Annotated in this window: 18 protein-coding genes (1 of these 18 only partly in view); 6 read left to right on the top strand and 12 right to left on the bottom strand. The window is 67.1% G+C overall.

Features of this window, described 5'->3' with window-relative positions; genetic code table 11:
* Positions 1-107 carry the final stretch of a hypothetical protein gene (locus tag ACVENA_RS00885; protein WP_449327259.1) on the top strand. It extends 202 nt beyond the left edge of the window, so 107 of the gene's 309 nt are visible here — the last part of the coding sequence; the start codon falls outside the window, past its left edge; the stop codon is at positions 105-107.
* Positions 97-489, top strand: coding sequence for an acyl-CoA thioesterase (locus tag ACVENA_RS00880; protein WP_449327258.1), 393 nt, complete (start codon positions 97-99; stop codon positions 487-489). The genes ACVENA_RS00885 and ACVENA_RS00880 overlap by 11 nt, the downstream gene beginning before the upstream one ends.
* A gap of 3 nt (positions 490-492) precedes the next feature.
* Here the strand turns inward: ACVENA_RS00880 and ACVENA_RS00875 are convergent, their stop codons facing one another.
* The 6 genes from ACVENA_RS00875 to hisS all read right to left on the bottom strand — a co-directional run bounded on the left by ACVENA_RS00875 (position 493) and on the right by hisS (position 8,068).
* A complete protein-coding gene (locus tag ACVENA_RS00875) occupies positions 493-2,025 on the bottom strand; it encodes a DUF4139 domain-containing protein (RefSeq protein WP_449328992.1) in 1,533 nt (510 codons plus the stop codon).
* Between the two features lie 217 nt (positions 2,026-2,242).
* Entirely contained in the window at positions 2,243-3,625 is a 1,383-nt protein-coding gene (locus ACVENA_RS00870) for a DUF4139 domain-containing protein (protein WP_449327257.1), read from the bottom strand.
* Between the two features lie 76 nt (positions 3,626-3,701).
* Positions 3,702-4,532, bottom strand: a complete 831-nt coding sequence (locus ACVENA_RS00865; protein WP_449328991.1) for a DUF4167 domain-containing protein — start codon at positions 4,530-4,532, stop codon at positions 3,702-3,704.
* A gap of 253 nt (positions 4,533-4,785) precedes the next feature.
* A complete protein-coding gene (gene prmC, locus ACVENA_RS00860) occupies positions 4,786-5,631 on the bottom strand; it encodes a peptide chain release factor N(5)-glutamine methyltransferase (protein ID WP_449327256.1) in 846 nt (281 codons plus the stop codon).
* A complete protein-coding gene (prfA, locus tag ACVENA_RS00855; protein ID WP_449327255.1) occupies positions 5,624-6,694 on the bottom strand; it encodes a peptide chain release factor 1 in 1,071 nt (356 codons plus the stop codon). The genes prmC and prfA overlap by 8 nt, the downstream gene beginning before the upstream one ends.
* Positions 6,695-6,811: 117 nt before the next feature.
* The gene (gene hisS, locus ACVENA_RS00850) at positions 6,812-8,068 is read right to left on the bottom strand and encodes a histidine--tRNA ligase (protein WP_449327254.1); all 1,257 of its coding nucleotides are present in this window, start codon (positions 8,066-8,068) and stop codon (positions 6,812-6,814) included.
* A gap of 254 nt (positions 8,069-8,322) precedes the next feature.
* Here hisS and ACVENA_RS00845 point away from each other — a divergent pair, with 254 nt between their 5' ends.
* The gene (locus tag ACVENA_RS00845; protein ID WP_449327253.1) at positions 8,323-10,248 is read left to right on the top strand and encodes a M61 family metallopeptidase; all 1,926 of its coding nucleotides are present in this window, start codon (positions 8,323-8,325) and stop codon (positions 10,246-10,248) included.
* Positions 10,249-10,412: 164 nt separating this feature from the next.
* Entirely contained in the window at positions 10,413-10,949 is a 537-nt protein-coding gene (gene ppa, locus ACVENA_RS00840; RefSeq protein ID WP_449327252.1) for an inorganic diphosphatase, read from the top strand.
* Positions 10,950-11,032: 83 nt separating this feature from the next.
* Here the strand turns inward: ppa and ACVENA_RS00835 are convergent, their stop codons facing one another.
* The 5 genes from ACVENA_RS00835 to ACVENA_RS00815 all read right to left on the bottom strand — a co-directional run bounded on the left by ACVENA_RS00835 (position 11,033) and on the right by ACVENA_RS00815 (position 16,976).
* Complete coding sequence (locus tag ACVENA_RS00835; RefSeq protein WP_449327251.1) at positions 11,033-11,941, bottom strand: mechanosensitive ion channel family protein; 909 nt, start codon at positions 11,939-11,941, stop codon at positions 11,033-11,035.
* A complete protein-coding gene (gene metC / locus ACVENA_RS00830) occupies positions 11,938-13,137 on the bottom strand; it encodes a cystathionine beta-lyase (RefSeq protein WP_449327250.1) in 1,200 nt (399 codons plus the stop codon). The genes ACVENA_RS00835 and metC overlap by 4 nt, the downstream gene beginning before the upstream one ends.
* 20 nt (positions 13,138-13,157) lie before the next feature.
* Positions 13,158-14,489, bottom strand: a complete 1,332-nt coding sequence (chrA, locus tag ACVENA_RS00825; RefSeq protein ID WP_449327249.1) for a chromate efflux transporter — start codon at positions 14,487-14,489, stop codon at positions 13,158-13,160.
* 163 nt (positions 14,490-14,652) lie between these two features.
* Positions 14,653-15,495 (bottom strand): 3-mercaptopyruvate sulfurtransferase, encoded by an 843-nt coding sequence (gene sseA, locus ACVENA_RS00820; protein WP_449327248.1) that lies wholly within the window; start codon positions 15,493-15,495, stop codon positions 14,653-14,655.
* 167 nt (positions 15,496-15,662) lie between these two features.
* The gene (locus ACVENA_RS00815; RefSeq protein ID WP_449327247.1) at positions 15,663-16,976 is read right to left on the bottom strand and encodes a hypothetical protein; all 1,314 of its coding nucleotides are present in this window, start codon (positions 16,974-16,976) and stop codon (positions 15,663-15,665) included.
* Between the two features lie 179 nt (positions 16,977-17,155).
* On the opposite strand from ACVENA_RS00815, the gene queF reads away from it, so the two are divergent.
* Entirely contained in the window at positions 17,156-17,626 is a 471-nt protein-coding gene (gene queF / locus ACVENA_RS00810) for a preQ(1) synthase (RefSeq protein WP_449327246.1), read from the top strand.
* 185 nt (positions 17,627-17,811) lie between these two features.
* Positions 17,812-18,222: an acyl-CoA thioesterase gene (locus tag ACVENA_RS00805; RefSeq protein ID WP_449327245.1), complete on the top strand. Its 411-nt coding sequence runs from the start codon at positions 17,812-17,814 to the stop codon at positions 18,220-18,222.
* 212 nt (positions 18,223-18,434) lie between these two features.
* Here the strand turns inward: ACVENA_RS00805 and ACVENA_RS00800 are convergent, their stop codons facing one another.
* On the bottom strand, positions 18,435-19,721 hold the full coding sequence (locus ACVENA_RS00800) for a cytochrome P450 (protein ID WP_449327244.1): 1,287 nt from the start codon (positions 19,719-19,721) through the stop codon (positions 18,435-18,437).
* Between the last annotated feature and the right edge of the window lie 115 nt (positions 19,722-19,836).

Genomic DNA, 19,836 nt, shown 5'->3' with positions numbered 1-19,836 from the left:
TCGGCGCCGCGCTGATGGGGCTCGTCTTTCTGTCGAGCGGCAGCGGCCACGACGAGGCGATCGAAGACCCGTTCGCAGACGATCCGGACATGAATCATGACCGATAGGGCCGTCGATTCGCCCCCGCGCGACCCGATTTTGCGCGTCGTCCCCCGCCCCGCCGACATCAACGCCAACGGCCATATCTTCGGCGGCTGGGTGCTGAGCCAGATGGACATCGCCGGCGGCATCGTCGCGGGGCGCGAGGCGCAGGGCGCCGTCGCGACGGTCGCGATCGAGACGATGGAATTCATCGCGCCGATCCTGCTGCGCGATATCATTTCCATTTACGCGCATATCGAACGGCGCGGCCGCACGTCGCTCGCGATTCGACTCGAAGTCGTCGCGACCCGCGACCGCGGCGAGAATGAGGTGAAAGTGACCGAGGGCGTCTTCACCTTCGTCGCGCTCGACGCGAATCACCGCCCGCGGCCGCTACCGCCCACCTGACGGCTATTTCACGCGAAACGTCTGAACAATCCTGTCGTTCGCCGGAACGCGAACGCGCCACACCCACGAATCGCCGCGCCGCTCCCATCCCTCGGGCTCAGGGTCGATGCGCAGGGGGATCAGCATCTCGACCTCGGCGTCGAAGGGCCGGGCGTTGGTCAGCGTGACCTGCCACAGCCGGCGTGCCTTGTCGTCGGGATCGACCTGCACGGCGGTCTGCATCTGCACAGCAGGGCTGGCTGCGATGTCGTAATCGACGCGCTCGTCCTTCGCCTTGTCCCCGATCTTCGCCTCGCCAACGAGCAGCCGACGTCCGCCGACCGTCTCGAACACCGTCGCCATGCCCGCGGGCAGCGCGAAACCGAGTCCGTCCGATTCGCGATTCTGCACCCGCAGCCGCATCGTCAGCGGAACCGGGCGTCCGCCATAATTTTGATAGAGCGTCCCGGCATAAAGCTGTTCGACCGCAACCTTGTCGCTCGCGAGCAGCGCGACCTGCTTTTGTCCCTTCGCCGACACGTCGACGCGGAACGGGATGCGATAGAATTTGAGGTCGCCGAGATCCTCGGGCGGCGGCGGGGGTGGAGGTGGCGGCGGAGGTGGTGGTGCCGGCGCCGCCACAGGGGCCGCCCGATAAGCAAGGCGGTCAACGCGCTGCGCCGTGACGATCATCTCCTCATCATGGGCCCGCTCAACCTCGATGATCGGCGGCAGTTCCCACAGCGGGTGCGTGCTGGTGATGTCCATCGGCCAGCATTTGAGCACCAGCGGACCCGGCGTGCTACGCGGCAGCGGCGGGCTGTACATCTTGTTGAGCCGCCCCGCGATCACGTTCATCTGCGCCTTGGGAAAGCTCGTCACGCCGCCGTTGGCGACGGTGATCCAGCCGGTCAGTCCCAATGTCTTGCCGTCGGCGGCGCGGTCGGCGACATAGTTCGCCGCCCAGTCGAACCCCTCGGCCAGATAGAGAAGCTGGATGGTCATCGTCCGCGCCGCCTTGCTTTCGACAAGCACCGACAGCGTCGGTTTCGCCGACAGATCCTTCGGCACGCGGGCGTAGAGCATCCGCTCGGGAAGCCCCGAACAGCCGAGCGCTTCATACCCGCTCGCGGTCTGGACGATCACCCCGCCCGTCGGCCCGGCCTGAATCAGCGCCTCCTGCTCAACGACCTTGCCCGTCGCGCGGTTCGTGCGCCGCAGCGTCACGCTGCGTTTCAGATAGGCGTCGACCAGCCCGGCAGGCGAAAGCAGCCGCGCGTCGCGATTCTTCTCGATCACCCCGTCGGGAAGCCCGCTCACCACCGCCGTCTCGGGAAGCAGCCCTTCGGCCACCCCCTCGAAGCGCAGCACCGACACGCCGGCCGGAAGCGTCACCTTGCGCGTCTCGGTAATGAAGGCGAAGCCCTGCGGCCATTTGGGATCGATCCCGCCGCTGCCGCGATTCGGCGCGCGATAGACGGTCACCGCGACGTCGGCGATCTGCGCCGAGACGACAACCGGCCGCGCGGGCGCAGCGGTCTGGGCGAGCGCCGGCACCGGCGCCAGCAGCGCCGCCGCGGCCCAGGCCGGCAAGGGCCAGCCCCGCTTCACGGAGAATCGCTTCCCGATATGGAAAAAACTGCGTGCTCCCGCGAAGGCGGGAGCCCATCTCCGGTCGGTGCAGGATGGAACCGGCAGGTGATGGGTCCCCGCCTTCGCGGGGACACATGGTTTTCCTGTGGCAGCTTCTGCAAAAGGCGCACGTCCAGGGCGATCAGTAGCGCGTGTCGAAAGTGGCGGTCAGTTCGGCCTTGCCGTTCGCGTTCACCGGCACCTGCCATTCGACGCGGTCGGCCGAGACGCGTTCGCTCTTCAGGCTTTCGTCGGCGATCCGCACGTCGCCATAGAGCCCGTCCTGTGCAACGAGCACGGTCACCGGCTCGGGCCGCGCGTTGCTGACGACATATTTCATCTTCGTCACCCAGCGCGAATCGCCCTTGCGGGTGCGCGAGACGACGGTCGTCTGCACCTTGACGTCGAAGGCGTCGCCCGTGCGGAGCGACATCGCCGAGCCCATCGGCGTGTGGCCGATGCTGTTCTCGCCGATGAATTGCGGATCGCCCCGCGCGTCGCGCATATAAACGCGAATCGTCCCCGCCGGGAGCTGGTCGCCGAGCCCGCCCTGCTTCGAGGTCGAGAAGCGCAACACGCTCGCGGTGCTGACGGGTTCGGTGCTGCTGCCGAGCCAGTTGTTGACGAATTCATAGGTCGAGCGCGCGGGCGCGCCCTTCACGTCGAGGAAGCTCACCTGCTTCTGCTGCGCATTGGCGATCGTCGTCCGCTCGGCGAGCGGATAGAGATAGTAATCGCCGAGCCGCTCGCGATCATTGCTCTCGGTCCCCGCCGAATCCATCGCGCCGTCGAGCTGGCGGAAACCGCCGCCCCCGCCCGGATTGCCCGCCACAAGCAAGGTGCGCGCATTGGTGAAGGTCGTGCCGGTGCTGTTGGTCAGCGTCACCCAGCCCTGAATGTCCATTGCGCCCTTCGCGGCGTCGAACAGCGCGACATAGTCGGCGGTCCAGCCGAGATTGGGGGTCAGATAGGAGAGGCGCGCCGGAACCGTTCCCGCGTCGGCGGCATCGACCGTAACCGACAATGTCGGGCGCGCGCGCAGATTGGGCGGCAGGCGGTCGAACACCGCGCGCACCGGCAGGCCGTCGTCGCGCAGCACCTCGATCCGCTCGCCGATCTGGAGCACGATGCCGCCGTTCGCCGCGAGCACCTTCGCGCGCTCGGTCTTTTCGGCGCCGGTCGCGGGGTTGGTGCGGACAAGCGTGATCGACTGGCCGACCGCCTTGTCCATCAGCTTGTCGGGGGTCAGCAGGTCGAAATCGAAATTCTGCTCGACAATGCCGAGTCCCGGTCCCGACAGCGTCACCGTCTCGGGCCGGATGCGCGCCGACACATCGGGAAATTCGATACGATTGCGGCCGCGCGTGACGCTGAGTTGACGATCGTCCTGCACCAGCGACTGGCCGTTATTATATATGGTGACGGCAACATCGCCCTGCGCGTTGCCGGCGGCGGGATCCTGCGCCATGGCGGGGCCGGCAGCGAGCGCCAGCGCCAGGAAACAAGTGTCTGTCAAAGCGCGCATAAAAAGCTCCCCCGAACGGCTGTCCGGGGGGAGGCTATGGCATGTTCTTCACAAAAACCAGCGCGAAATCGCGGGCTTATTCGGCCGCTTCGACCCCGGTATCGCGCGCCGCCAGCGTGCGGCGGGTGCGGCGCGGCTTGGGCGCGGGCGCTTCCGCAGCGGTATCGGCGCTTTCCGCGGCATTCGCTTCGGGGGCAGGTTCGGGACGCCCGATCGCGGGCGGCAGCACCGCGGTGTCGATACCGGCATTGCCCTCCTCGGCATCGGCCGGGCGGGCGCGGCGCGGACCGCGGCGATTGGCGCGCGGCGCGGGCGCCGCTTCCTCGGCCGCAGCTTCGCCGCCATCTTCGGCATCGGGCTGCTGGGCACGGTTTTCGTCGCGATCACGGCGGTTGTTGCCGCGCTCGCGCGGCTGCCGATTGCCGCGATTATCGTCCTCGTCACGGCGCTCGCCGCCCTGACGTTCGCCACCATTGCGCTCACCGCCCTGCCGCTCACGATTGTCGCGACCGCTCTCGGCGCGTTCGGCGGGGACGTCGGCCTCGAAGTCGCTGTCGTCATGGCCGTCGAAATCCTCGACGCCGCGAATTTCGCGATGGCGCTCGGGGCTGCGTTCCTGTCCGTTCGCTGCGGCCTTTTCTTCCTGGCGAGCGCGGAAGTCGCTCAGCACGCGGAAATAATGGTCGGCGAACTGGAGATAATATTCGGTCTGGACCCGATCGCCCGAAAGCTGCGCGTCGCGCGCAAGATTGCGGTACTTCTCGATCATCTGGGCGGCGTTTCCGCGCGCGCGGCTGTCGATGCGATTGGCCTGGTCGGCACCGCCACGGCCGCCCGACTGCGAGCGATTATTGTTGCTGCCGTTGTTGTTGCGGCCGCGACGGCGACCGCTCTGTCGGTTGTTCATGTTCAACTGAGACATCCTGATAAGCTAATAAGCTACGCCAACCCCTTTTGGCCGACTGCGCCATTTGCGCGTCGCGCCCGCGCTATCCGCGCGGTTCTTGCCCTTTACCGCTTGCGCCGGACCCCACGGTCCCGCACCAGCATCGTAAGTGGGAAACAGACCAGCCGGACCGTCGAGGGAACCGTGCCGGGTCTGTGAGCCCGCCCCTACAGCGCTTTGCGGCGGAAACCAAGCGAATAATTGTGCGGGTCTGTCAGGCGCGGGTCAGCAAAAGCGCCCTGTCTCGGCCGCCCAGATCCTGTCGGCACCGGACGGCGAATCCCGCTGCTTCGGCAAGCTCGGTTACCGATATGCGTTGCCGGTGCCCGATTTCAAGGACCGCCATGCCATCCGTCGTCAGGAGCCGCGGCAGATCGGGGATAATCCGGCGGTAATCGTCGAGCCCGTCGGCTCCGGCGAACAAGGCTTCGGCCGGCTCGTGATCGGCGACGTCGGGCATCAGCGTTTCGGTCCCGGCAATATAGGGCGGATTGCAGAGAATGAGGTCGAACGGCCCCTCCACCCCCCTGCCCCAATCGCCCGACAAGAAGGCGGCGCGGTCGGCGAGGCCAAGCCCTTCGGCATTGTCGCGGGCGTAAGCGAGCGCATATTCCGACGCATCGACGCCAAGCCCCGTCGCATCGGGAAACTCGCTGAGCGCCGCGAGCAGCAGCGTGCCCGGCCCGGTTCCGAGATCGAGAATCCGGCGCGGCCAGCCGCCGCCCCTTTCACGGTGGATATCGAGGCAGGCCTCGATCAGCGCCTCGCTGTCGGGGCGCGGAATCAGCATGCCGGGGCCGACCTCGACGCGAATCGTCCAGAAATCGCGATAGCCGACGATATAGGCGATCGGCTCGTTCGCCATGCGCCGCGCGACGAGGTGGGCATAGATTTCGGGCACCGCATGGCGCGCCGGATCGAGCAGGAGCGCCTGCCGCTCGATCCCCAGCGCGTGCGCCATCAGTAATTCGGCATCGAGCCTCGGGGTATCGCTGGTTGCCGACAGAAGGCTGGTCGCGGTGCGGAGATTGTCGCCGATATCTCCTTCGCGGCTAGCCATCGCCCAGCCCCGCCAGCCGCTGCGCCTGATCCTCGGCGATCAGCGCGTCGATCAGTTCGTCCATCTGCCCTTCCAAAATCTCGGGCAGGCGGTGGAGGGTCAGGTTGATGCGGTGATCGGTCACCCGGCCCTGCGGGAAATTATAGGTGCGGATGCGTTCGGAGCGATCGCCCGACCCGACCATCGACTTGCGCGCCGACGCCTCGGCATCGTGGACGCGCGCGCGTTCGAGGTCATAGAGCCGCGCGCGCAGCACCTGCATCGCCTTGGCGCGGTTCTTGTGCTGGCTGCGCTGGTCCTGCTGGATCACGACGAGGCCGGTCGGGATATGGGTGATGCGGATCGCCGAATCGGTGGTGTTGACATGCTGGCCGCCCGCGCCCGACGAGCGGTAGATATCGATCTTGAGGTCGCGTTCGTCGATCGCGACATCGACCTCCTCGGCCTCGGGCAGCACTGCGACGGTCGCGGCGCTGGTGTGGATGCGACCGCCGCTTTCGGTGACGGGGACGCGCTGGACGCGATGAACGCCGCTTTCGAACTTCAATTTCGCGAATACGCCCTGCCCCGCGACGCTGGCGACGACTTCCTTGTAACCACCGACCTCGGCCTCGTTCGCCGAGATGACCTCGACCTTCCAGCCCTGCGCATCGGCATAGCGGCTGTACATGCGGAGCAGGTCGCCCGCGAACAGCGCCGCCTCGTCGCCGCCGGTGCCGGCGCGGATTTCGAGCATCGCGGCGCGCTCGTCGGCGACGTCCTTCGGGAGCAGCTTGATCGCGAGGTCGTGCTCGGCGGCGGGCAAGGCGCCCTCGACCGCAAGTAATTCCTCAGCGGCCATCGCCTTCATTTCGGGATCGGCGAGCATTTCGGTGAGCGATACGAGTTCGCCGCGCAACCGCGTCACTTCCCCGGCGGCTTTCGCGACGGGTTCGAGCTCGGCGAACTCCTTCGACGCCGCGACGAAATCCGCGGGCGCCATATCGCCCGTCGCCATCCGCGCCTGCAAAGCGGCGTGGCGCTCGATGATCGCATCGATCTGTTTTTCTGAGACGGAGGTCACGTCACATCCCCAACCTCGTCATTCCCGCGAAGGCGGGAATCCAGCTGGGGCGCCGGCTGATCATCAACGTCGAAAAGCTGAATCCCCGCCTTCGCGGGGATGACGAAGAATAAGGCATCAGTCCTTTTCCACATCGCGAACGATCGTCTCGACCTCTTTCGCCCGCTCGCCGTCGCCGCGCACGTTGATATGCGCCGCGCCGTCGCGGGTGCCGACCGAGACCAGTGCGTACGCCGGAATCTTCGCCGCCTTGTCGAAGCGTTTACGCGGCGAGCCGGTCGCGACGATCTCGGTGGCAAATCCCGCGGCGCGCAGATCGGCGAGCGTCCGCATCGCGCGCGCAAGCTGGCCGTCGTCCTCGACCGCGATCACCGCGTCGAGCCGGGTGTCGATCACATCGTCGGCCAGCAGCATCGCCAGCCGCTCGATCCCTGCCGCCCAGCCGACCGCCGGGGTCGGCGGCCCGCCCAGAGTCTCGATCAGCCCGTCGTAGCGCCCGCCGCCGAGCACCGTGCCCTGCGCGCCGAGCCGGTCGGTGACGAATTCGAACGCGGTGTGGCGATAATAGTCGAGCCCGCGCACCAGCCGCGCGTTGCGCTCCCACGCAACCCCCGCCGCGTCGAGCCCGGCGGTCACCGCACCGAAGAAATCCTGCGCTTCGCTCGTCAGATAGGCGTCGATGTCGGGCGCGCTGTCGGCGACCGGGCGATCCTGCGCATCCTTGCTGTCGAGGATGCGCAGCGGATTCTTGTCGAGCCGCGCGAGGCTGTCCTCGCTGAGGCTCGCGCGATGGCCCATGAAATGCTCGACCAGCGCCGTGCGCCACGCCTCGCGGCTGTCCGCATCGCCGAGCGTGTTGAGCGTTAAGGTCACGCCCTCGGTGACGCCCAGCTCCTTCAAAAGCTGGTCGGCGAAGATCAGCAGTTCGGCGTCGGTGAGCGGGCTGTCGCTGCCGATGATTTCGGCGTCGAGCTGGTGGAACTGGCGATAGCGCCCCTTCTGCGGCCGCTCGTAGCGGAACAGCGGGCCGTGCGTCGCCACTTTGAGCGGCGCGAACTGCTGCCAGCCATTGCTGATGTAGGCGCGCGCGATCCCCGCGGTGAATTCGGGGCGCAGCGTGATCGATTCGCCGCCGCGATCCTCGAACGAATACATTTCCTTCGATACGACGTCGGTCGTTTCACCCAGCGAGCGCGCGAACACCGCGGTCGGCTCGATCACCGGCACCTCGACCCGCTTGAAGCCATAAAGGCGGCGCACCCGGTCGAACGCATCGACGACATGGCCGAAGCGGTCGGCGAAATCGCCGAGCATGTCCTGAGTGCCGCGCACCGGCTGCGGCGTCGGGATTTTGGCGGATTTGTCCTTGCTCATGGCGGCGGCGTCTAGTCGATTTTGCATATTGCGCAAAGCCCCCTCTCCCCTTGCGGGAGAGGGATGCGAAGACTTGGCAGCTTGCTGCCTAGTCGGAGCTGGGTGAGGGGTTGCGAGCCACTGGCTCGCGCGGTCGCTGAGCGACCGCAACCCCTCATCCAACTGCGCCTAGGCGCTTCGCGCCATGGCTGCGTATCCTTCTCCCGCAAGGGGAGAAGGTTGTAGAAAAGAGCGTTTCCCGGCAGAGAGCCATCATGAAAAAGACACGCTTGATCGCAGCCGCTCTCGTCGCTCTCACCACCCCTGCGCACGCAGAGGACGGCAACAGCCGTCCGCAGCCGGTGATTCAGCCGCACGTCATTCCGCTGCCCGCCGACAAGCCCTGGCCGGGGACGATGCTGCTCAAGGTCGACGCCACCGATTATATGCGCGGCATCTTCCGCGTCCGGCAGACAATTCCGGTCGCGAAAGCGGGGAAGCTCACCCTGCTCTATCCGCAATGGCTGCCCGGCAAGCACGCGCCGCGCGGCGCGATCGCCGAGATCGCGGGCTTCAAGGCGAGCGCGGACGGCAAGCCGCTCATCTGGACGCGTCAACCGGCCGATGTCTATGCCTTCGACATCGATGTGCCCGCAGGCACCAGGAGCATCGATGTCGCCTTCGACTTCCTGTCGCCGACGCGGACCAGCGAAGGCCGCGTCGTCGTCACCCCGGCGATGATGAACCTGCAATGGGAGCAGGTGAGCCTCTATCCCGCAGGATATTTCACCCGCGACATTCCGGTGCAGCTCGACGTGACGCTGCCCGACGGCTGGACCGGCGCGGCCGCGCTCGACGGCCTCAAAATCTCGGGCAATCGCTACAGCTACGCGCCGACGAGCTACGAGACGCTGGTCGACAGCCCGATGTTCGCGGGCCGCTATTATCGCAAATGGGATCTGGGGCAGAATGTCACGCTGAACGTCGTCGCCGACGAGGCCCAATATCTGGGCGCCAAGCCCGACCAGATCGCGCGCCACGCCGCGATGGTGGCGGAGGCGGTGGCGCTGTTCGGCACCCGCCATTTCGACCGCTACGAATTCCTGCTCGCGCTGACCGACGAGCTCGGCGGCATCGGGCTCGAACATCATCGCAGCAGCGAGAACAGCAGCAGCCCCGATTATTTCATCAAATGGGACGACGGCGAAACGCTGCGCGGCCTGTTGCCGCACGAATTCACCCATAGCTGGAACGGCAAATACCGCCGCCCTGCCAAGCTCTGGACCCCCGACTTCCGCACGCCGATGCAGGGCAATCTCCTCTGGGTCTATGAAGGACAGACGAGTTTCTGGGATCTCGTCCTCGCGGGCCGCTCGGGGATGCAGTCGAAGGACATGATCCTGTCCGAATGGGCGACCAACGCCGCCTTTTACAGCGTCCAGCCGGGCCGCGACTGGCGCTCGGTCGAGGATACGACGCTCGACCCCGTGATCGCGGCGCGCAAGCCGCGTCCCTTCCCCAGCGCGACGCGTACCGAGGATTATTACAACGAGGGCTCGCTGATGTGGCTGGAGGCGGACATGATCATCCGCCAGGCGACGAACGACCGGAAAAGCCTCGACGATTTCGCGAGGAGCTTTTTCGGCGGCAAGACCGGCGACTGGGGCGAGGTCACCTATGACTTCGACGATGTCGTCGCAGCGCTGAACGCCGTCCACCCTTATGACTGGGCGAAATTCCTGCACGAGCATATGCAGCTTCCCGGCCAGCCCGCGCCGGTCGCGGGGATCGAGCGCGCGGGCTATCGCCTCGTCTGGCGCGACACGCCGAACGCCTATGACCGCGGCCGCATGGCGCGCGCGAAAAATTACGACCTCACCCACTCGCTCGGCATGGTGATTGACAAGGACGGCGTCGCGGGCAGCATCCTGTGGGATGGTCCCGCCTTCCGCGCCGATATCGTCAACGGCACGAAGATCGTCGCGGTCGACGGCGTCGCCTATGCCAAGGACCGCATGGAAGCCGCGATCCGCGCCGCGACCGACGGCAAGACCCCGGTGAGCCTGCTCGTCGAGCGCGGCGGGCGCTATCGGACGATCGACATCGACTATCATGGCGGGCTGCGCTGGCCGCACCTCGAAAAGGCCGGCGCCGGACCCGACTGGTTCGACCGCCTGCTCGCGTCGAAACGGGCGCTTTGAGCGGCAACAGGAAATAAAACGGGATGTCCCGATCTCGTTCCTGCCGTCATTGCGAGCGAAGCGAAGCAATGACGCGCAAAGATAACCGCCCCACCCCCTCGACTTTCCGCGCTATCCGGCGCTAAAGGCGCGCGCGATTCCAAAAATACAAAAGGACATCTCCCATGCGCATCGACCTGATCCCCGCGGGCGACAGCCCGCCCGACAGCCTGAACGTGCTGATCGAAGTACCGATCGGCGGCGAGCCGGTGAAATATGAATTCGACAAGGCGTCGGGCGCGCTGTTCGTCGACCGCTTCCTCCACACCCCGATGCGCTATCCCGCCAATTACGGCTTCATCCCGCACACGCTGGGCGACGACGGCGACCCGCTCGACGCGCTCGTCGTCGCGCGCACCTCGGTGGTCGCAGGCGCGGTGGTCAAGTGCCGCCCGATCGGCGTGCTCAAGATGGAGGATAATGCCGGCGGCGACGAAAAATTGCTCTGCGTTCCCGTCAGCGCGACCTTCCCCTATTACGACAAGGTCAAGACCTACAAGGATATGCCCGAGATCGTGCTCCAGCAGATCGAGCATTTCTTTGCCCACTACAAGGACCTCGAGCCGGGCAAATGGGTCAAGCTCGGCGGCTGGGGCGACGTCGACGAGGCGAAGCAGATCATTCTCGACGGGATCGAACGCGCCAAGGCGCACGGGGCTTGAGGAAAAGCGTCGCCCCAGCGAAAGCTGGGGCTGCTATCGTTCTGAAGGAACGCCTGCGATCCCGGCTTCCGCTGGGATGACGCCTATTGCTCGACCAGCCGCAGATCCTGCCGCGGATAGGGGATGCGGATTCCCGCCGCCTTGAAACGTTCCCATATCCCGAGGAACACCTCGCCCTGGATATTGCCGAGCCCCGATTCGGGGTCCGAAATCCAGTAGCGCAGCTCATGCTCGACCGCGCGTTCGCTGAAGGCGGTGATCCATACCACCGGCTCGGGATCGGCGAGAATGCGCGGATTGGCCTTCGCAACCTCGACGATGATCGCCTGCGCCGCGTGCAGATCGCATTCATAGGCGACCGGAATGCGCATCCGTACCCGCACGTCGCGGCTCGAATAGCTCCAATTCTCGACCGGCTGGGTCATCAGCAGTTCGTTCGGGATCAGATGCTTCTTGCCGTCGCGGGTGACGACGTTGACCGCGCGCACGCCGATCTTCGCGACCCGCCCGACATTGGGCACGCCGCCGGGCAGCGGCCCGCTGCCCATCGATGCGGCGTCGCCGACGACGATCACGTCGCCGGGCTGGATCGAGCGGTCCATCAGCAGGATGATCCCCGCGATCAGATTGCCGACCGTCTTTTGCAAGCCAAAGCCGATCGCGAGCCCCGCCGCGCCCGAAAAGACCGCAAGCGTCGTCAGGTCGATGCCGAGCAGGTCGATGCCGAGCAGCAATGCGAAGGAAAAGAGCGCGATCGCGATGAGCTTTTCAGTGAGCAGCCGCTGCGCCTGGTCGATCTGGGTGTTGCGGCGCAGCAGCCATTTGATCGCGCGCATCACGAGCTTGACCGCGACCCACAGCAGCACCGCGACGATGATCGCCGAGACCAGCCCATAGAGCGACAGTCGGTAGGAGCCGACGTCGAGCCCGATCGCCTGCATCGCCTCGACGACGCGGCCGACGCTGTCGCGCAGGCTTTCCTTGGCGCTCATAGCGCCGCGAAGCCGCGTTCGAGGTCGGCGATCAAATCGGCGGGATCCTCGAGCCCGATCGACAGGCGGACGAGCGCATCGAGATCGGTCCAGCGCGTCGCGGTGCGGATCGTCTGCGGATCGCCCGGCACGGCGAGGCTTTCATAGCCGCCCCAGCTGAAGCCGATGCCGAAATGCGCGAGCGCGTCGATGAAGCGCGCGCGCGCCGCGTCGTCGGCGCCCTTCAGCGTGAAGCCGAACAGGCCGCTGGTCCCCGAAAAGTCGCGCGACCAGAGGGCGTGGCCCGGATCGCCGGGCAGCCCCGGATGCAGCACGCGCCCGACCTCGGCGCGGCCGGCGAGCCAGGTCGCGACCGCAAGACCGTTCTCGCCGTGCCGCGCCAGCCGCACGTCGAGCGTCCTGAGGCCGCGCAGGATCAGCGCGCAATCGTCGGGCGAGACCGCCTGACCGAGCTGATAGGTCGCATGACGCAGCTTCGGCCACACCGCCTTCGTGGCGGTCAGGCTGCCCATCATCGCGTCGCTGTGCCCGCCGACATATTTGGTGAGGCTCATCATCGTCACGTCGACGCCGTGCGCGAGCGCGGGAAAGAGCAAGGGTGTCGCCCAGGTATTGTCGAGCATCGTCAGCACGCCACGCCCGCGCGCGATGGCGGTGATCGAGGGGATGTCCTGCACCTCGAAGGTCAGGCTGCCCGGCGATTCGAGGAAGATCAGCTTCGTTTCGGGCTCGATCAGATCGGCGATGCCGGCACCGATCAGCGGATCGTAGAAGGTCGTCCGCACCCCCATCCGCGCGAGCATGCCGTTGCAGAAGGCGCGTGTCGGCTCATAGGCGCTGTCGACCATCAGCAGATGGTCGCCGGGCGACAGCAGCGCGAGCAGCCCCGCCGAAATCGCCGCGACTCCCGACGGGTAAAGCAAGGTACCGTCGGCCCCCGGCTCCATCCCGGTCAGCGCATCGGCGAGCGCCCAGACCGTCGGCGTTCCGCGCCGGCCATAATAAAGCTTGTCATGCGTCGCGTGGCCCCGCACCTTGAGGTCGGCGATGCTGTCGTAAAGGATCGTCGAGGCACGCCACACCGGCGGATTGACGACCCCGCCGCCGAGCCGCGGGTCGCCCGTCCATTCGGGCCGCCGCCCGCCCTGCACCAGTTTCGTCGCGGGGCGGAGGCTGTCATCGTCGCTCTTGCTCATTGCGCCTTGTTAGCGCGCCCCTACGCAAAATCCAGTAGCGGCCCGCCGAGACCGAGGATCAGCCCGCCCGCCGAGCAGACCGCCAGCATCGGGGTGATCCCGAGCCGGAAGCGGAAAAGCAGCACGAAGGCGAGGATCGAAAGCAGCACGGCGGCCAGATCGATGCTCGACAGCACGGGCGCCTCGACGCCCCACGCCGTCCGATCGAGCCGGCGGAACAGCACGTGGAGCGCGAACCACAGCGACAGATTGGCGATCACCCCGACGACCGCCGCGGTCACCGCCGCGAGCGCGCCCTTCAGCCCAGCCGCGCGTTCGAGCCGGTCGATCCACGGAGCAAAAGCGAAGATCCACAGGAAACAGGGCGCGAAGGTCACCCACAGGGTCAGCCCGGCGCCGAGCATCGCGGCAACGAGCGGGGTGAAGGGCGCAGCGTCGCGCCACGCGGCGAGGAAGCCGACGAACTGGGTCACCAGGATCAGCGGCCCGGGCGTCGTCTCGGCCAGCCCCAGCCCGTCGGCCATCTCGCCCGGCCGCAGCCAGCCGAAGCCGTTCACCGCTTCCTGCGCCATATAGGCGAGCACCGCATAGGCGCCGCCGAAGGTCACGACCGCGAGTTGCGAGAAGAAGGCACCGATGTCCCACAGCACATGGTGCCGCCCGAGCGTCGCGAGGATCAGGAGCATCGGCGCCGCCCAGATCGCGCCCCACAGCCCGATCGCGCGCAGGCTCTGCCGCCATGCCGAGCCGGCAAGCGGCGCGGAATGGGCCTTGGCCGACGCCAGCTTCAGCCAGTCGGGTCGCCAGCGTGCCGCCGCCCAGCCGATGAGCAGCGCAGCCAGCACAACAAGCGGAAAAGGCAGGGCAAGCAGCGCGATCGCCACGAAGGACAGCAGCGCCACGGCGCGTAGCAGTGGCGTCTTCAGCGCGCGCCCGGCGATCCGGAGCAGCGCCTGCACGACGATTGCCAGCACCGCCGCCTTGATGCCGAGAAACAGCGCCGCGAACCAGTCGAGTCCCGCCGCCATCACATAAAGCAGCGACAGGCCGAACATGACGAGCGCGCCGGGGATGATGAACAGCAACCCCGCCGCAAGGCCGCCGCGAAAGCCGTGCAACCGCCAACCGATCCAGGTTGCAAGTTGCTGCGCCTCGGGACCGGGAAGCAGATGGCAGAAATTGAGCGCGTGAAGAAAGGTCGTTTCGTCGACCCAGCACTGTTCATCGACGAATTCGCGGTGCATCAGCGCGATCTGCCCGGCGGGACCGCCGAAGCTCAGGAGGCCGATGCGGGCATAGGTGCGGACCGCCTCGGCGAAGGTCGGCATTGCAGGTACGGAAGGGTCGGTCATCGTCACGCTTCTCCAGCCGGCCAAAGCCGGGTGAAAAAGCAACGCTTGGGCGAATGCCTGACCGGGGGGTTGCCTCGCCCCGATGCCCGCAGATTAGCTCCGGGCACCGGGGTTGGACAAGCAAGAAAAAGCCGCGCGACCCCAAAGCCGCGCGGCGCGCTCCTTACGCCGCGCCGGTCGCCTTGGGCGTCGCCGGGTCGGCGCCCCATTCGGTCCAGCTTCCGTCATAGACCGCGACATCCTCCTTGCCGAGAAGATGCGCGCCAAAGGCGACGACGGTCGCGGTCATGCCGCTGCCGCAGGTGGTGATCAGCGGCTTGTCGAGATCGACGCCCGCCGCGTCGAACGCGGCCTTGAGGTCATCGCCGCGCTTCCACGTACCGTCGCTATTGAACAGGCTGCCGTGCGGCAGGCTGACCGAACCCGGGATATGGCCGGGCGCCATGCCCGGGCGCGGGTCGCGTTCCTCGCCGGTGAAGCGCGCCGCCGGGCGTGCATCGACGACCTGCTCGCTGCCGCCAGCGATATTTTCGAGCACCTGTTCCTTGGTCCGGACCGCCTTCGCGTCGCGCCACACGGTGAAGTGACGATGGCGCAGCGTCTGCTTGCCCATTTCGAGCGGGCGCCCCTCGGCCTTCCATTTGGCGAGCCCGCCGTCGAGCAGCGCGACGTCGTGGGCGCCGAACAGCTTGAGCAGCCACCAGGCGCGCGCCGCGCTCTTCAGCGGGCTGTCGTCGTAGATGACGATGCGGCTGCCGTCGCCGAGCCCGAGCGACTGCATGCGGCTTGCGAATTTCTCGGCGGTCGGCGCCATATTCTCGATATTGCTGTTGGTGTCGGCCAGTTCGGCCAGGTCCATGAACACCGCGCCGGGGATGTGCCCCGCCTCATATTCCGCGCGCGCGTCGCGATCGGTTCCGGTCATGAATTTCGTCGCATCGACCACCCGCAGGTCCGATGCCCCCAGTTCGCGTTCCAGCCAGTCGGTTGAGACCAAGGCGTCCATGTCATGCTCCTGTTGCGACCGCGCGGAGACCTTCTTGCCTGTCCCTCGCCGCGATCAGTCCTGCGTCGCTCTCTTCTTTCCGGGGACGGCAAGCCTATGCCCCGGCGTGCCCTTTTTCAAGCACGGTCGCGGTCTGCCCCAGTCCATGCTGCACTGCAACAGAAAACCTATTGAATGCGCCGGATCGCGGTCGTTCGCGCGCCCGGCCGATTGACGACCAGATTGGGGTGGTCGAGCGGCAGCGGCGCGAGCTTCTCGCTTCCGCTCGCACCCTGTTCGCGGCCGAGCACGAAACTGCCGGCATTCTGTCCGAAGGCCTCGCCCTCGCCGTCCCAATGATAGGTGACGTCGAAGACGAGCACGGGAATCAGCATCGGCTTGCCGCCGATCATCAGCGGCTCGACCGCGGCGCGCGGCAGCATAACCTCGGTCGCGACCTGCTCGCCCGCCCCCGGCGCCAGCGCCATGTCGTCGCGCAGCACGCTGCCCCCCGCGCCGTCGAAGAAGCGCGCGAGCACCGGCTCGGTCATCGCCGACCCCTGGTTGAGCGCGATGCGGATCATCAGCCCGGTCGCCGCGACCGGTCCTTCATTCTTCAGGCCCAGCGTGAAAGCGACGATGAGCTGCTCGCTCGTCATGCGGATGCCGCGAATATCGAGCGTCATCGCCACCTGCGCCCGCTGTTCGGCCGTCGGGCGCGTCACCAGCGGCGACGGGACGGGTTGGGCCGGTGGCGCCACGGGCTGCGGGCGCGGAGCGGGCGGCGCCACGGGCGCGGCGCGGCGCGGCGCGGGAACGGGGTCGGCGGCACGCGGCAGGGGCTGCGGCGGTTCGGACTCGCCGGGCGTATCGCCCGCGAGTGCCGGACGGCGACGCCAGTACCAGATGCCCGCGCCAACCGCGACGAGCCCGGCAAGCAGCCACGCCCACAGCGGCGGATTTCCGTCGCCGCCGGTCGCCGGAGCCGCGCCATCGCTAGGCGACGCCTCCGGCACCGGCGCGGTCGGATCGACCGAGAAGCCGGGCGTCGCGGGCGACGGCGCTTCGACGGCCGGTGTCGCCGAATCGGGAGCCGCCGCCACGGGCGCGGTGGAAACGGGCGCGCTGGTCGCGGGCTCGGGTGCGGCGCGCGGCGCGCTCGTGGTCGCGGGCGGCGTATCGCGGCGTGCGGTGGGCGCGGATGGAGCGGGCGTCGGCGCCGGCCGGGTCGGAACTACCGTGGGCGTCGTGGTGCGCGGCGTAGGAGCAGGCGTCGGCGCCGGAGTCGGCGGGCCGCGCCGTTCCCCCGGAGCGAGCGGCGGCAGGCCGTTGTCGGACGGTCCCTGCACGCCCGATGTCCGCCCGTCGTCGGCGGGCGGCAGGCGGAACGTCGAGGTGGGCGCGGGGGTCGGCGAAGGCGCGGGGGTCGGCTGCTCGGTCTGCGCGGCCGCGGGCGGAAGCCCGCCCGCCACCAGCGAAGCCGCCAGCGCCGCCAGCGACAAGCGCGCCGCTCTTTCCCCTCGCCCGAGTTTTCGCACCGTCATTTTCCGAATCCGCAATCCCGTATTGGCCATTCCGCTGCGCCTCTGAATCGGCGCTGAACCCCGGTCCCCCGTCGTTCGCCGGTGATCCGGGATGACTTCGGGATGACAGGGGCCGCGCTGCGCACTAGACGGTTTCCATGTCCGATTCCAGCCATCCCCCGCTTGCGCCGAAACATCTCGGCCAATCCAGCGAACTGCCTGCCTCGCCCGAGGCGGCGGTGCTCGACTATGTCCCCAATCCGCGCCTCGGCGATCTCTATCTCGTCCGCTTCGCCGCGCCCGAATTCACGTCGCTCTGCCCGGTGACCGGCCAGCCCGATTTCGCGCATCTCGTCATCGACTATGCCCCGGGCGAAACGATCGTCGAGTCGAAGAGCCTCAAGCTGTTTCTCGGCTCGTTCCGCAATCATGCGGGCTTCCACGAAGATTGCACCGTCGGCATCGGCCGCCGCCTGTTCGACGAGATGCGGCCGAAATGGCTGCGCATCGGCGGCTATTGGTATCCGCGCGGCGGCATTCCGATCGACGTCTTCTGGCAATCGGGTCCGCCGCCCGTGGGCCTGTGGCTCCCCGACCAGGGCGTCGCCCCCTATCGCGGGCGCGGATAATTGTTTTTTTCGACTGACGTCGGAAGCGGCCCCGGCCCGCTCCCCCTCCCGGCCTCCCCGACGATAGTAACCTAGGGAGGCCGGGAGGGGGAGCGGGCCGGGGCGGCGCGTTTCCGCAAAGCGGAAACAAAAAAGAAACGAATTTCATCTTTCCGTCATCAAATATTGACATTAGTGTCAACGCCATGACCGCCGCAGCCCTTCCCCACGACCATGACATCAAGGTCGGTCCCGACGCGATCGACTTCATGGGGCATGTCAACAATGCCCATTATCTGAGCTGGGTGCAGGATGCGGTGCTGGCGCACTGGCGCAAGATCGCGCCGCCCGAGGCGGTCGCGCAGCATCTGTGGGTCGCGCTGAAGCACGAGATCACCTATCGCCGCCCCGCCTTCCTCGACGATCAGGTCATTGCGACCGTCATCCTCGAAAAGGTGCAGGGCGCGCGCGCCTTCTACGAAACGATCATCAAGCGCGGCGAGGACGTGCTCGCCGAGGTCAAGTCGAGCTGGTGCTGCATCGACGCCGAAACGCTGCGCCCCGCACGGCTGGCCAGCGACGTGATCGCGCGCTTCTTTCCGGGCGAGAAAATCTGAGGTTTCGGCTTCGGCCCGTCAGCTTCGGGGTGGGGAGCGGACATTTGAAGGCAAAGCATGTTTCCCCTCCAGCAAGCGGGAGGGGCAGCGAGACTTACGAACTTTGTTCGTTAGTCGCAGCGGGGTGGGCCATTGCGCCGTCGCTGCCCACCCCCGCCCCCTCCCGCCTGCAGGAGGGGAGAAAGAGTGGCCGCAATCGGTCGCTAGCGGCCCTACGCCGCCTCGAACCGGATCGGCAACCGCTTGAGCCCGCCGACGAACACCGATTCGACCCGCGCCGGGTCGCCCGCGAGTTCGAGGCTCTTCAGACGCGGCAGCAATTCCTCCATCAATATCCGCATCTCCATCCGCGCGAGATGCTGGCCGAGACACACATGCGCGCCGAAGCCGAAGGCGATCTGCTGGTTCTTCGCGCGGTCGGGATCGAAGCCGAAGGGGTCATCGAAGATCGCTTCGTCGCGGTTCGCCGAGACATAGTTCAGCATCAGCCAGTCGCCCTCGCGGATCGTCTGCCCGCCGATTTCGACGTCGGCCTTCGCGCTGCGCATGAAATGCTGGACCGGGGTCGTCCAGCGGATCGCCTCCTCGATCAGCCCCGCCTTCTCGGCCCCCGCGTCCTGGAAGCGCGCGAACAGCGCCGGATTCTTCGCCAGTTCCATGATCGCGCCCGCGGTCGAGGCGCTCGTCGTGTCGTGGCCGGCGGTCGCGACGATCATGTAATAGCCCGCCAGCTCACGGTCGGGGATCCGGCCGCCGTCGATCGTCGCATTGGCGATTACCGTCGCAATGTCCTCGCGCGGATTGGCGCGGCGGTCGGCGGTGAGCTCGCGGAAATAATTTTCGAAATCGGCAATGACATAATGGAGCATCGCGATCGCCTGTTCGGCGCTCGTTATTTCGACCTTGTTGCGGTTGAGTTCGGGGTCGGTCGACCCGAAGAGCTGCTGCGTCAGCATCAGCATCCGCGGCTCATCCTCGGCCGGAACGCCGAGGATATCCATGATCACGCGCAACGGATAATGCGCCGCGACGTCGCGCGCAAAGTCGCATTCGCCCCCCAGCGACAACATATGCTCTACCGCGGCGCGCGCATGGTGGCGAACGCGCTCTTCGACGATCTTCAGATTCTTGGGCATGAACCAGCTCTGCGTCAGCAAGCGGTATTTCATGTGGTCGGGCGCATCCATCTGCACCAGCGAGCGGATCAGATGGCCGTCGTTCCCCGGCGTCGCGGCGCGCGCCAGCGCCTCGCCCTCGCGGTTGGTCAGCACCGTCGGGCGGATGGCGCTGGCGAAACGCTGGGGGTCGCGGCCGATCGCCATGATGTCGGCGTGGCGCGTCACCAGCCAGAAGGGGTCGTGATCGGGGTTCTCAGCGACCGCGAGCGGCGCGTTGGCGCGCGCCCAGGCAAGCTGTTCGTGCAGCCCGTCCCATTCGCCATAAGCGGCGGGGTCGACGACGGCGGCGGATACCTCTCCGGGCAATATAGGTTTTGTCATGCAACCGAAGCTGCCTCAGTTTTTGCCGTCTGTCGAGAGCCATGGACCGCTCGCCGAAAGGGGCCGTTGCGTGGACCCGGGCATCGGCGTAGCCCGGTCCGCATCATAACCGGGG

It is taken from the genome of Sphingopyxis sp. 550A (assembly GCF_053569535.1).
This window is presented reverse-complemented; position numbering and strand designations above follow the sequence as displayed.